This window comes from Marinobacter sp. Arc7-DN-1 (assembly GCF_003441595.1).
Taxonomy (GTDB): Bacteria; Pseudomonadota; Gammaproteobacteria; order Pseudomonadales; family Oleiphilaceae; genus Marinobacter; species Marinobacter metalliresistant.
In genome coordinates this window covers 1,669,548-1,682,752 of sequence record NZ_CP031848.1, presented here as the reverse complement: position 1 = coordinate 1,682,752, position 13,205 = coordinate 1,669,548, and the positions used below count along the sequence as shown (strand labels likewise).

At 56.7% G+C, this 13,205-nt stretch carries 12 protein-coding genes; all 12 read right to left on the bottom strand.

Features of this window, described 5'->3' with window-relative positions:
• Window positions 1-103: 103 nt before the first annotated feature.
• Entirely contained in the window at window positions 104-1,333 is a 1,230-nt protein-coding gene (locus D0851_RS07975) for a DUF445 domain-containing protein (protein ID WP_117618158.1), read from the bottom strand.
• Between the two features lie 331 nt (window positions 1,334-1,664).
• Window positions 1,665-2,399, bottom strand: a complete 735-nt coding sequence (locus D0851_RS07970) for a 16S rRNA (uracil(1498)-N(3))-methyltransferase (protein ID WP_117618157.1) — start codon at window positions 2,397-2,399, stop codon at window positions 1,665-1,667.
• A 30-nt stretch (window positions 2,400-2,429) separates the two neighbouring features.
• Complete coding sequence (locus tag D0851_RS07965) at window positions 2,430-3,782, bottom strand: adenosylmethionine--8-amino-7-oxononanoate transaminase (protein ID WP_117618156.1); 1,353 nt, start codon at window positions 3,780-3,782, stop codon at window positions 2,430-2,432.
• Between the two features lie 253 nt (window positions 3,783-4,035).
• Window positions 4,036-4,764 (bottom strand): TorF family putative porin, encoded by a 729-nt coding sequence (locus D0851_RS07960; RefSeq protein WP_008175315.1) that lies wholly within the window; start codon window positions 4,762-4,764, stop codon window positions 4,036-4,038.
• Window positions 4,765-4,881: 117 nt separating this feature from the next.
• Complete coding sequence (locus D0851_RS20180) at window positions 4,882-5,046, bottom strand: hypothetical protein (RefSeq protein ID WP_162893701.1); 165 nt, start codon at window positions 5,044-5,046, stop codon at window positions 4,882-4,884.
• 182 nt (window positions 5,047-5,228) lie between these two features.
• Window positions 5,229-6,311 carry an OprO/OprP family phosphate-selective porin gene (locus tag D0851_RS07955; protein WP_117618155.1) on the bottom strand — a complete coding sequence of 361 codons (1,083 nt, stop codon included), beginning with the start codon at window positions 6,309-6,311 and terminating at the stop codon, window positions 5,229-5,231.
• 166 nt (window positions 6,312-6,477) lie between these two features.
• Entirely contained in the window at window positions 6,478-7,224 is a 747-nt protein-coding gene (locus D0851_RS07950) for an amino acid ABC transporter ATP-binding protein (RefSeq protein WP_117618154.1), read from the bottom strand.
• A gap of 13 nt (window positions 7,225-7,237) precedes the next feature.
• The gene (locus D0851_RS07945) at window positions 7,238-7,909 is read right to left on the bottom strand and encodes an amino acid ABC transporter permease (protein ID WP_117618153.1); all 672 of its coding nucleotides are present in this window, start codon (window positions 7,907-7,909) and stop codon (window positions 7,238-7,240) included.
• Between the two features lie 88 nt (window positions 7,910-7,997).
• Complete coding sequence (locus D0851_RS07940) at window positions 7,998-8,756, bottom strand: transporter substrate-binding domain-containing protein (RefSeq protein ID WP_117618152.1); 759 nt, start codon at window positions 8,754-8,756, stop codon at window positions 7,998-8,000.
• A 279-nt stretch (window positions 8,757-9,035) separates the two neighbouring features.
• Window positions 9,036-9,905, bottom strand: a complete 870-nt coding sequence (metF, locus tag D0851_RS07935; RefSeq protein WP_117618151.1) for a methylenetetrahydrofolate reductase [NAD(P)H] — start codon at window positions 9,903-9,905, stop codon at window positions 9,036-9,038.
• 12 nt (window positions 9,906-9,917) lie between these two features.
• Complete coding sequence (ahcY, locus tag D0851_RS07930) at window positions 9,918-11,312, bottom strand: adenosylhomocysteinase (RefSeq protein WP_117618150.1); 1,395 nt, start codon at window positions 11,310-11,312, stop codon at window positions 9,918-9,920.
• Between the two features lie 554 nt (window positions 11,313-11,866).
• A complete protein-coding gene (gene metK / locus D0851_RS07925) occupies window positions 11,867-13,057 on the bottom strand; it encodes a methionine adenosyltransferase (RefSeq protein WP_117618149.1) in 1,191 nt (396 codons plus the stop codon).
• Between the last annotated feature and the right edge of the window lie 148 nt (window positions 13,058-13,205).

The window sequence follows — 13,205 nt, the reverse complement described above, 5'->3', positions numbered from 1 at the left end:
GCCTCCGGGTCGAACCTGCTCGAAGTAGTGAACCTCCGTTTCTGTGAGTATAGAGGTACGACGCATCCTTGCACAGGTTAAGCCCGTGAATTGAAGCCGGAATTTACAGGAACGATTCCCCGAACACGAAGACCAGCTGGCAGATACCGGCGCCGAAGCCCAGGAAGGCGCCCACCAGGATCAGTTTGATTTCATCTTCCTGGAAGCAGGGCCGGAGCAGGTCCTGAAATTCCACGGAGGATAGGGCAATCATTCGCTCTACCATAATGGATTCGACGGCCCTTGCCCGATCTTTCTCGAATACGGGGTTGTTGAAGGACGTCTGGGATATTTCGATCGCCTTTTCGCCAACCTTGTTTTTCAGGGAGGCAAACCCGGTGGGGCCAAAGGCGACCTGGGTCAGCGCCTTACCCATGCCGGCGGTTTCATCCACCAGTGGCTTGATGTGTTTCTTAACCATATTGCGGGCGCGGTCGCCTTTAGGGCCGTCGAGAATCGCGTTAATGATGTTGCCAACGGTGAGGATTTCATGGGTAACGATGTGGCAGAAGGACTCCGCCACTGCCGGCTGTCGTTTGAGAAACAGGCCCTGCACCCGGAACGGCCCGATTTTTTTTGCATGTAACGGGCGGAAGATGACGTTGAGTGCAATCCAGTTGGTGGCCCAGCCAACCAGCAAGCCGAAGAATGGCAGCACCCACCAGCTCGGGTACACGTACCAGACAGCCATCTGAATCAGGCCGAACAGGAAGCCGAAGTAGAGACCGGAGTTGATGATAAAGCGGAACTCGACTTCGCCGCATTCAAGAAAGATCCGGTTCAGCAGTTCCTTGTCGCTCGCCAGTCGCTCGATCACCATGCCCTTGATGTCCAGCAGGTCTTCGATGTTACCGGAGACGTCTTCAACGAGGTTGTCGACCAGTTGAGGGGTGGATTTTCGAACCCGGTCGTAAACCATTTTCCGGGCGGAAGCCGGGAGGTTTTCCCAGAAGGTGGGGTGCTCCTTCAGCATCAATTCGTCCACGTACTCTTCAATGCGTGGCTCGACCGAGTGAACAATGTGGGCGGCCAGTACCTTGGGGTCGATCTGTTGGAAGATTTCCTGAACGGTGCCGATCTTGGAGATGGTGGCGTCTACGCTGATGGCGGCCATTTTCCGGGCTTTTGAGGGGATGATGCCTTGCCAGCCCAACAGGGGTGGTTTGCCGATGAATTCCAGGGGGTAGAAGGTCATTTTGATGGCGAGCCAGTTGGTGCTCCAGCCGATCAGGGCGGCAATCACCGGGATACTGAGGTATTGCCAGAATTCTTGGGTGTTTAGCAGGCTTGTCATCCTGGTACTCGCAGTCTCTTTAGTATTTTTGCTCGGAGTCTGAGCGGGCGGGCAGGCACTTCTGAAACACGCTGTGAATACGTCCCTGTACGCTCGGCTCCGCCATCCATGGCTCCGCACGGTTTCAGAAGTGCCTGCCCGCCCGCTCGATCGATCAAGCTACGGTGTTCTGTCGGCTCCGTACAGTTTTGGATATGCATTCCCGTAACGCAGCCCCGAATGAGGGGGTGTCTTCAACTGCGTTTCTAATCGAAAAGGATAATGTTGTTGAGGCCGCCCGCTGTCAATGACCTGGGCGCCAGCTTGCGACGGCGGCACGGTCGGGGACTAATCAGTTGCCAATGTCACCCCATAACCATTGGCAAAGAGCCATGGCCGCTACCGGAGCGGTTTCGGTTCTGAGAACTCGTGGACCGAGGGCTACCGGCAGGAAGCCGGCGGTTTCGGCGGCGGTGATTTCTTCCGGGCTGAGGCCGCCTTCGGGGCCGATCATCAGGGCAACCCGGGAGGGCTTGGCCATGGAGCCAAGGGATTGTTCGGTACGGTGGTGGAGGACCAGTCGCAGGGTGCAGTCTTCGGTGTGCCCGAACCATTCAGGCAGGGTCATGACCGGCAGTATGTCGGGCACCCGGGCGCGGCCACATTGTTCGGCGGCGCTGATGGCGACGGATTGCCAGTGGCGCAGGCGTTTGTCCTCACGGTCACCCTTGAGTTTCACGTCGCAGCGTTCGGTGGTTAACGGCACGATGCGGGTGGCGCCCATTTCCACGGCTTTTTGCACGGCGTAGTCCATGCGGTCGCCTTTGGAAAGGGTCTGGCCAAGGACGATTTCCAGGGGGGACTCGGTGGCGTTGGCTTCCGGCGTGCCCACCTGTACTTCAACGTTTCTTTTGCTGGCACTGATAATCGTGGCGGGGTAGTCGTTGCCGTTACCGTTGAACAGCAGCAGTTCCTGCCCCGGCTGCATGCGCAATACCCGGCCCACGTGCTGGGCGGCATTGTCATCAAGATCAGCGGTTGCGCCCTCGCTGAGGGCGGAATCGGTGTAGATGCGGGGTATGCGCATGGATGGTTCTCTCAGGTTACGGGACGGTTCTCAGTCCCGAACCGCGATTTCTATGCCTTCCGTTGCGACCTGGGCGAGGTGCCGGATCTGTTCTTCGGTGATTACGTAAGGCGGCATGAAGTAAACCACATTACCCAGGGGGCGAAGCAAGGCCTGGCGGGTCAATGAATGCTGATACACCCGGATTCCCCGCCGTTCCTGCCAGGGGAACGGGGTTTTCGATGCCTTGTCTTTCACCATCTCTACGGCGAGGGTCATGCCGTGCTGGCGGATATCTCCCACGTTGGGGTGGTCCGCCAGGTGGGCAACAGATTCGGTCATGCAGGTGGAGAGCCTGCGATTGCTCTCGATAACGTTGTCGTCCCGGAAGATGTCCAGGGTGGCCAGTGCCACAGCGCAGCCAATTGGGTTGCCAGTGTAGCTGTGGCTGTGTAGGAAGGCCTTGAGGGTTTCATAGTCGTCGTAAAATGCGTTGTAGACATCATCGGTGGTCAGCACTACGGACAGCGGCAGGTAGCCAGCGGTCAGCCCCTTGGACAGACACATGAAATCCGGGGTGATGCCCGACTGCTCGCAGGCGAACAGGGTGCCGGTTCGGCCAAAGCCCACTGCAATCTCATCGGCAATCAGGTGCACGCCATAGCGGTCGCAGGCTTCTCTCAGCCTGGTGTGGTAAATCGGGTGGTGCATGCGCATGCCGCCGGCACACTGGATTAAAGGTTCCACCACCACGGCGCAGATTTCGTCGTGCTTTTCGGCCAGCAGTGTTTCCATGGCCTCAAACTGGCGCAGTGCGTAATCCTCATCGGTCTCACCCGGTTCTTTGTTAAACGCATCTGGGGAGGGCGCCGTCAGGACTTCCATCAACAAAGGCTGGTAGGTGTCCTTGTACAGAGATACATCGCCGAGGGCCAGTGCGCCCAGAGTTTCCCCATGGTAGCTGTTGCTCAGGTTCACGAAGTTTTTCTTGCCCGGTTTACCGTGGTTTTTCCAGTAGTGGAAGCTCATCTTGAGGGCGGCTTCGATCGCAGACGAGCCGTTGTCGGCGTAAAAGCATTTGTTGAGTCCTTCCGGAGTTGCCTCAATCAGGCGCTCGGACAGGTTGACCACGGGCTCATGGGTAAAGCCGGCCAGGATGACATGCTCAAGCTGGCCAATTTGTTCCTGGATCGCGGCGTTGATTCTCGGATTGGCATGGCCGAACAGGTTGACCCACCAGGAGCTCACGGCGTCGATGAACCGGTTGCCCTCGAAGTCTTCCAGCCAGACACCTTCGCCCCGCTTGATCGGGACCAGTGGCAGGGTTCCTTCATGGTCTTTCATCTGGGTGCAGGGATGCCACACGGATTTGAGGCCACGGGCGACGAGGTCAGCATTGCGCATGAGAATTCTCCATCAGACGGTCGTGTTCTGGATTGTCGGCGGTTAACCTGTGCGGATATTACCGTTAACAGCGGCGACTGGCCAATGCCGACAAACTTCCAGAGCCTCGGAATTCCTTAAGAAAGACTAAGGGGACGCTGATGGGACGGGGATTAAAAAATCCCAATAATTTACTGTAGCAGGATTTCAGGACGCAGGCCCATTGACCGGGCCTGCTTTCACTTGACCAAAATCACTGGAAAAGCGTCCGTAATCAGAAGCTTTTACTCCAGCCAAGCCAGAATTTCGGATCATCCGAGTTGACGGAGCCAAGGGCGCTGTCCGGGTCGATATCCGAATATTCCAGATTGATACTGACGGAGCCGAGCGTTCCCGCATCCTTGGTCACGTTGACGGCGGCGTGTCCATAGCTCGCCTCGCCCACGGACGGTTTTTTGTCGTCGGTAAAGTCGTAGTAGCCTAATGTAACACCTGCACTGAAATCATTTTCCAATGGCATGTGGGCGCTCAGGTAATAGAAGACATCACCTTCCACGAACAGCCCTGGTGTGCTGTTGTCACTGTTTACTGTATAGGCTAGCCCCGCGGATAAATACCCGTAACTCAGCTCCCCGTATATCTCCCCGAAATCAATAGAGGCGGGAGCGTCCGGGTAAGCATAATATATATACCCGACGTCATATCCGATATCGTTGATAGCGCCCGAGTAACCCGCATAGAGGTCAAACTCATAGCTGGTCCCGTCGCCAAAATCCACATTGGAACCCCATACACCGGCATACAAGCCGGACGCATGCTCGTAGTCGAGCCCACCCTGGACAGCAGCTGAATTGTCTGTTTGTGTCACGCCACGGAAGAGGTAATTGCTGGAGACGCCTACATTGGCGCTTACGTCAGCGCTGACCATTGAAGGAGTTGCCTGAAGAACTGCAAACAGACCAACACCGAGCAATCCGGATTTTCTGAGAACTTGCTTATCCATTATGTACACCTTTTTAAGTTGCGCTTTTCGCATTCCTCAGGAGCAAACAAGGTGCCAATCATTATAACTTGTTGTTTATTATAACTTTAATTCTAAAAAGCAGTAGCGAAGTCCGATTCATAAATCCGCAGCGCCCCAAAATGGAGCGATATCCATCGTTCGATCAGTGTGGCGCTCGATTTTAGTGCCAGCCTGGTCGCCCTTGACCTTTTTGCGCCCAAAGTCATCCGGCCAGCCCCGGCGCTGTACCGGAACAACGCCGGTCAACGCGCTGCGCGCCATGTCGGGCGCACCATAAAAAAGGGGCAGAAAAATCTGCCCCTGAAACCTGATTAACTCTTTATCTCGCCAGTATCAGCGCCAACGCGGACAGAACCCAAACCCAATAACCATCTTGCTGTTTATACAGCAATTTTACCATTTGGCTTGAGCCTTACATAAGCGGAACCGGGGATCATGCATGATCAAAACGCATACTGGAACCGCGCACGGACCTCATCTCCGCTTTCGCCGCTGGCTTGCTCGCCGTCCATGTAGCTCAAGCCGAGTCGGACATTCTTATTGGCGTAGTAGTTAACACCCAGCGTCGTTTGCTCGCCGTCGGTTGTGGCCAGCCCCACGTCACTGTATTTTCCATCACCCTCTTCAAAACGGGCGATTACTTCCCAGGCACCTCTGGGCGATGACGGCTTTACCCGCTTAAACACGCCCGCTTTGTAGGGGCGACTCTCTCCGGTAATGACCCAGCCGAGCTGCACGTAGTAGCCATCGACATCCAACTGCCCTTCCTCGGAATCGAAGTATTCGGCCTGAGCGTGGAAAGGCCCCATACGGCCAGCCAGTTCCAGATTGTAGGTATCGATTTCATCAGCCTGAACATCGGCCTCACGCGTGGTATAACCCGCGCCAAGATGAACAACGGCATCATTCGTTTGAATCGGCGCAAACGTACCCCGTGCCGTTATCGCCGTATTATTGAAGTCGTTGCTGCCGTCACCATCCGCTTCAAAATAACCGATACCGTAGGTCCAGTTACTTCCCTTCCCGCTCAGCTGAATACCGCCACTGCGTCCGGGAGCATAACGCTCGGTCATGGCGGAGCGCTCTAGCGCGGAAATGTCTTTCGAGCTTGTCAGTTCTTCCAGGCCGAAAGGCTCTTTCTGCTTACCGATGGTGACGCTTGCAACTGAGCCAAACCCCAGGTACCGAATGTAAAGGTCTTCGACGTCACCGCCGTCGGCACCCTCACTTTCCGCGACGTTAAACTGAGTCTTGTAGGCCCAGTCGCCATAATGGCCCTTGACGTATAAGCGTGCACGCCGCACATCAAAATCCTTGGTATCAACGCCGTTGTCATCCGACTGCGTTGCGTCGTAATCCCACTGGATACGGCCACCAAGCTGAAAGGATGCCAAATCATCAGACGTTTTGACCTCAATACCACTCTCGGTATTGATCACCAGGTCCTCACCGTCAGTCGTAACAGTACCGGCCTGTGCGGAAACAGCGGAAACCGCCAGCATCAAGCTCAAATATTTCTTAGCCATGGTTTTCTCTTACCTTGTCGGTTTGCTTGTGTATTTTGGAACACCGGGGTAAGTGTATTTGGCTAACATTGCGAAAAAGTTACAGAAAACCAATTAGTCGACCCTGAAAAAAGAAAAACCTGAAGAAAAGCCCCCGGAAGCAGGGGCTTTGTCTGGGCGGCTTAGCTCAGTGCGCGAGTACCCGTGACAGGAATGACTGGGTGCGCTCGTTCTGGGGGTTGTCGAAGACGTCTTCGGGTTTGCCTTGCTCGACAATCTGGCCCTCGTGGATGTAGATCACCCGGTCGGCCACTTCGCGGGCAAAGCCCATTTCGTGGGTGACGACCATCATGGTCATCCCTTCTTTGGCCAGCTCGCGCATGACGTCCAGCACTTCACCGATCATTTCCGGATCCAGGGCTGACGTTGGCTCGTCGAACAGCATCAGGCGCGGTTCCATGGCCAGGGCCCGGGCAATGGCAACGCGTTGTTGTTGGCCGCCCGACAGATGGCTTGGATACTTGTCTGCCTGATTTCCGATGCCAACCCGGCTCAGCAGTCGTTCAGCAGTGGCATTGGCAACTGTCGGTGATTCGCTCTTGACCTTCCGGGGTGCCAGCATGATGTTCTTCTTCACCGTGAGGTGCGGGAACAGGTTGAACTGCTGGAATACCATACCGACTTCCTTGCGGATCTCGGCCAGGGCTTTCGGATTACCGCTCTTTGGCGCAAGCTCGTGGCCATCCACCTTCAGATGACCGGATTCAAACTCTTCCAGGCCATTGACGCAACGGATCAGGGTGGACTTACCGGAGCCACTGGCGCCGATAATGACCACCACTTCGCCTTGTTCGACGGTTAAATCTATATCTTTCAGGACATGCAGGTTGCCGAAGTACTTGTTCATGCCCTTCATTTCTACAATATGAGTCATGGGTACCTTTCCTTCAGACAGAGACCAGTCCGCGCCGCTCGACGTAGCGGAGAATCAGGGACAGAGAGAGGGTAATGGCGAGATACAGGATCGCGACCACGAAATACACCTCAAACGCGGTGAAGGTGTTGGCAATGTAGATCTGGCCCTGGCGGACCAGCTCGCCCACACCAATGACCGAGAAAAGAGACGTGTCCTTGATGCTGACGATGGCCTGGTTGCCCAGCGGCGGAATCATCCGGCGGAATGCCTGGGGCCAGATGATGGACCAGAATGTCTGGGTTCTGGACAGGCCCAGGGAAAGGCCCGCTTCGCTCTGGCCTTTGGCAATGGACTGAACACCACCGCGAACCACTTCCGAAATATAGGCGCCGGAGTTCAGCGCAATGGCTGCGATACCGGCGGTCAGGGGATCGATCGGGCCGCCGATCAGGTCGGGCAGGCCGTAAAAGATAAACAGGACCTGGACCAGGATCGGAGTACCGCGAAAAATTTCGATGTAGGCGGTCGCCGGCCATTTCAGGAACCATCGCTTGTTGATGCTCAGCAGGCCGAAGAAAATGCCCAGGGCAAAACCAATGACCAGGCCACCGAAGGAAATCAGGAGGGTGTAGGGAATCCCTTCAAGCAGAAAAGGGATGGAGTCGATGGCAGCCTGCCAGTCGAACTGAAACTGGAATTCCACAGTGAGGATCTCCGCAGCGTTTTGGAGTCAGGAACGGCCGGAGTGAACACACCCCGGCGCAGGGAATCAGACCTTGCGGGTCCGGTCCTTACATGCCTTCTGGCATCGGGCCAAACCATTTTTCATAGATGGTTTTGTAGGTGCCATCTCCTTTCATGGCCGCGAGAGCCGCGTTGACATCATCGACCCACTCACTGCCATTCTTGAGGGCGATGCCGTATTGCTGGCCTTCGTAAAGCGGTCCAACCGTCTTGACCTTGCCTTCACCCTTGGTGCGGGCAAAGTAACCAACGTTCGGCGCATCGTAGAAGACCGCATCAATGGCACGGGACATCAGCGCCATGTACATGTCTGAGCTGCCGGGATACGGAGTGACACCATCGTCTTCTTCGAGGGTCTTTACCAGGTAGTCGTAACTGGTGCTGCCGATCTTGGTGCCAATTTTCTTGCCTTCCAGATCGTCTAACTCCGTTACGCCATCTTCGCCCTGGCGGACCAGAATACGCAGACCGGAATCGTAGTATGGATCAGAGAAATCAACGATCTCTTCGCGCTGGTCAGTAATGGTGATGCCCGCGATGGCGATGTCCACGTTCCCGGTTTGCAGTGCCGGGATGATGCCGTTGAAATCCATGGTGTTGAGATCAATCTCGAAACCGGCGCGGTCAGCAACCTCACGGATGATTTCCATATCGAAACCGATCATTTCACCGGTTTGCTGATCCATCATTTCAAACGGAACAAAACTCGGGTCAGTGACGACACGCAGGGTTTCTGCGCTGACGGTTCCTGCGGCAACGGTGAGTGCCAGGCTGGTGCTGACTGTCTTCAGCCATTTCGTGCTCATACCTTCTCCTTTTCTTTTTTATGAGGCCCCATTCGCCCGGTAAGGCAAGCCGGACCAACCACTGCTGTTGACGGCGATCTCCGGGGAGCGTTGATGGAACTGCATCACAACCACTTTAGACTATTACGCAGATGTGCACAGGAAATCAAATGCTTGGGGAGGGGAGAGTTAACGGTGTCGGGTCGAAAATGGGGTCAGATGAAAGCGTTCATCTGACCCCGAGTTCACTTCGTTGTGAAAGCGTTCATCTGACCCCGGATTCATGACCCCGGGATTCACTCAGAAGGCGATCTTTTCCCGATCACTGATGCCCAGGTTCTTCCAGATGCTGATGCTGGGTTCTGCCTGGTTGAGGGTATAAAAGTGCAGGCCTGGTGCGCCGGCCTTGAGAAGCTTTTCACACATCCCGGTAACCACTTCTTCGCCGAACTTGCGGATGGAGTCGCTGTCGTCGCCGTAGGCTTCGAGCTGCTTGCGAATCCAGCGCGGGACTTCCGCGCCGCACATGTCGGAGAAGCGGACCAGGCTGGAGAAATTGACGATGGGCATGATGCCCGGCACCACCGGAATGGTGACGCCCATTTGCTCCAGACGGTCAATGAAATAGAAGTAGCTGTCTGCATTGAAGAAGTACTGGGTAATGGCGCTGTTGGCGCCAGCCTTCACCTTACGGGCGAAGTTCTGCAGGTCTTCTTCGGCATTGCGGGCCTGAGGGTGAAACTCAGGGTACGCCGCGACTTCCAGATTGAAGGTGTCACCGCTGTGCTCGCGGATAAACGCCACCAGCTCGTTGGCATGGCGCAGCTCACCGGCAGCCCCCATCCCGGAGGGCAGGTCGCCCCGAAGGGCGACAATCCGGTTGATCCCGTGCTCTTTATACAGATCCAGCAGCTCGCCGATTTCCTGGCGGGTGCCCCCGACACAGGAGAGGTGTGGTGCCGTGGAAATGCCCTGCCGGTGCAGGTTGAGCACGGTTTCAATGGTGCGGTCCCGGGTGGAACCGCCGGCGCCGAAGGTGACCGAGAAAAAGTCCGGATTTACCCCGGCCAGCTGGTTGCGCACGTTCTGCAGTTTCTCCTTGCCCTGGTCGGTCTTGGGCGGGAAAAACTCAAAGCTGAAACGGCGTCTGAACTGTTTCTGGGATTGCATCTTGATACCCGATCAGTACTTGTAGCTTTCCGGCTTGTACGGGCCTTCGACCGGTACACCGATGTATTTGGCCTGCTCCGGGGTCATCCTGGTGATCACGCCACCAAAACCTTCCACCATGGCCCGGGCCACTTCCTCGTCCAGGTGCTTCGGCAGGACCTGAACGTAAACGCCTTTTTCCCGGGCATCTTCCGGCAGGTCGGCGAACTTGCGCTCGAACAGGTGCATCTGGGCCAGAACCTGGTTGGCGAAGGAGCCGTCCATGATCCGTGACGGGTGGCCGGTCGCGTTACCCAGGTTCACCAGGCGGCCTTCGGAGAGCAGAATCAGGTGGTCGTTGGTGGCCTTGTCGCGGTACACAATGTGAACCTGCGGCTTCACCTCGTCCCATTCCCAGTTCTTGCGCATGTAGGCGGTATCGATTTCGTTGTCGAAGTGGCCGATGTTGCACACCACAGCCCCGGGCTTCAGGGCCTTGAGCATGTGCGCGTCACACACGTTCGTGTTGCCGGTAGTGGTTACCAGCAGGTCGGTGTTCTGCAGCAGGGCGCGGTTAACGCCAGCCTCAGTGCCGGTGTTCACGCCATCGATGTACGGAGACACCACTTCAAAACCGTCCATGCAGGCCTGCATGGCGCAGATGGGGTCGGCTTCGGTGATTTTCACAATCATGCCCTCCTGGCGCAGCGAAGCAGCAGAGCCTTTACCCACATCGCCATAACCGATAACCAGTGCTTTTTTGCCCGCCATCAAGTGGTCAGTGGCGCGTTTGATGGCGTCGTTCAGGCTGTGGCGACAACCGTACTTGTTGTCGTTCTTGGACTTGGTCACGGCATCGTTCACGTTGATGGCGGGAACCTTGAGGGTGCCTTCGCGCAGCATTTCCTGCAGGCGATGCACGCCGGTGGTGGTTTCTTCGGTCACACCGTGGCAGTTGGCCAGAACTTCCGGATACTTCTCGTGAAGCAGGGCCGTCAGGTCGCCGCCGTCGTCCAGGATCATGTTCGGTTCCCAGCCGTCGACATCGGCACCGACAGTGCGCTCAAGGCACCAGTCGTATTCTTCATCGGTCTCGCCTTTCCAGGCGAACACTGGAATGCCTTGTGCCGCGATGGCGGCTGCGGCCTGGTCCTGGGTGGAGAAGATGTTGCAGGAGGACCAGCGTACGTTGGCGCCCAGCTCCACCAGGGTTTCGATCAGCACGGCGGTCTGGATGGTCATGTGGATACAGCCCATGATGTTGGCGCCTTTCAGCGGCTGCTCGGCTTTGTATTTCTCGCGGAGCTTCATCAGGGCGGGCATTTCGCCTTCGGCGATGTTGATTTCCTTCCGGCCCCAGTCGGCCAGGGAGATATCGCGGACTTTGTAGTCGTCAAAGCTGTTCAGTTTTTCTGCGGGAGTGCTCATGGTGTTCTCCTGTCAGTCTGATTTGGCCGGGGTGTACGTAATTCCCTTGGCCTCTGATTTTGGGAGTTTCGGGGGTGGGGATAACCTGCCGTGGAACCGCTACGAGCACGTCCATGTGCGCTTGTTTCCGGCCATCCTTGGCCTCCAACATTCCACGGCAGGTTATCCCCACCCCCTCTGTTTAAACTCTTGGCGTATGCGGTCATGAATACGCTCGAAAACCTGATTGGGCCTTTCCTGTGTCGTATAGAAAGGCACTAGGCTTTTTGAACTGCCCTCACCACAATTCTGCGGCGGGGATGAGTGATCTCCTTCGGGGACTGTAGAGGGCCATGGACGGCCCGAAACAAGCGCACATGGGTCCAGCCGAGCGTTTATGAAGCGAAGCTTCATGCGACAGCTGGACGACCGCAATCTGCGATTGCGGGCTGGACCCGCTTGCGGGTGCTTGTAGCGTGTCCCCGAAGGAGATCACTCATCCCCGCCACCCCCGAAAGGTGACGGGTTGAACCAAAGCGGGCCTAACTCCAATGTTCAGACCCGGAATCCTGGCCTCACAGACCCGCAGCATCCTTAAGAGCGGCCGCACGGTCGGTCTTCTCCCATGGGAACGCGGTGAAGGTCTTGCCACCGACGGTCATCTCATAGGGATCGCGGCCAAAGTGACCGTAGGCTGCGGTTGCCCGGTACATCGGGTGCAGCAGGTCGAGCATGTTGGTGATCGCGTAAGGGCGCAGGTCAAAGTTCTGGCGGATCAGGTCGATGATCTTGTCGTCGCTGATCCTGCCGGTGCCGAAGGTGTTCAGGGAGATCGAGGTTGGCTGTGCCACGCCGATGGCATAGGACACCTGGATCTCGCACTTGTCGGCCAGCCCGGCGGCGACGATGTTCTTGGCGACGTAACGGCTGGCGTAGGCGGCGGAACGGTCAACCTTGGATGGATCCTTGCCGGAGAAGGCGCCGCCACCGTGGCGGGCCATGCCGCCGTAGGTGTCCACGATGATCTTGCGGCCGGTCAGGCCACAGTCGCCCACCGGGCCGCCAATGACGAACTTGCCGGTCGGGTTGATGTGGAACTGGGTATCCTTGTGCAGAAGCTCTGCCGGCAGGGCATGCTTGACGATCAGTTCCATCACCGCTTCTTTCAGATCTTCCTGGGTAACGTCTTCATCGTGCTGGGTGGAAAGGACCACCGCGTCGATGCCGGCAACCCGGCCATTTTCATAGCGGCAGGTCACCTGGCTTTTCGCATCCGGGCGCAGCCACGGCAGCAGGCCGCTCTTGCGGGCCTCGGCCTGACGTTGGACCAGACGGTGCGAGAAGGTAATCGGCGCGGGCATCAGCACGTCGGTTTCGTTGCTGGCGTAGCCAAACATCAGGCCCTGGTCGCCGGCACCCTGGTCTTCCGGCTTCTGGCGGTTAACGCCCTGGGCGATGTCTACAGACTGCTTGCCGATGATGTTGATGATGCCGCAGGTGTCGCCGTCGTATCCGACTTTGGAGGAGGTGTAGCCGATGTCTTTGATCACGCCGCGCACCAGGTCTTCCAGGTCGACCCAGGCGCTGGTGGTGATCTCACCGCCGACAATGGCTACGCCGGTTTTTACCATGGTTTCACAGGCAACACGGGCGTGGGGGTCGTCGGTCAGGATCGCGTCCAGGATCGCGTCGGAGATCTGGTCGGCCAGTTTGTCCGGGTGGCCTTCAGAGACCGATTCGGAAGTGAAGATGTTGTAGTCAGACATAAAGCGTGCTCCTCTGTGAGCGTTTCAAATTCAGACCGGTAAGAGTCTTTCTTCAGCCTTTCTTGGGCCAATCTTAAAAGTGTCTTCCGGTTACCGGGTTGTTGGTCTGTGTAAGGATACGTAAAACTACGTATCTGTATATCAAAAT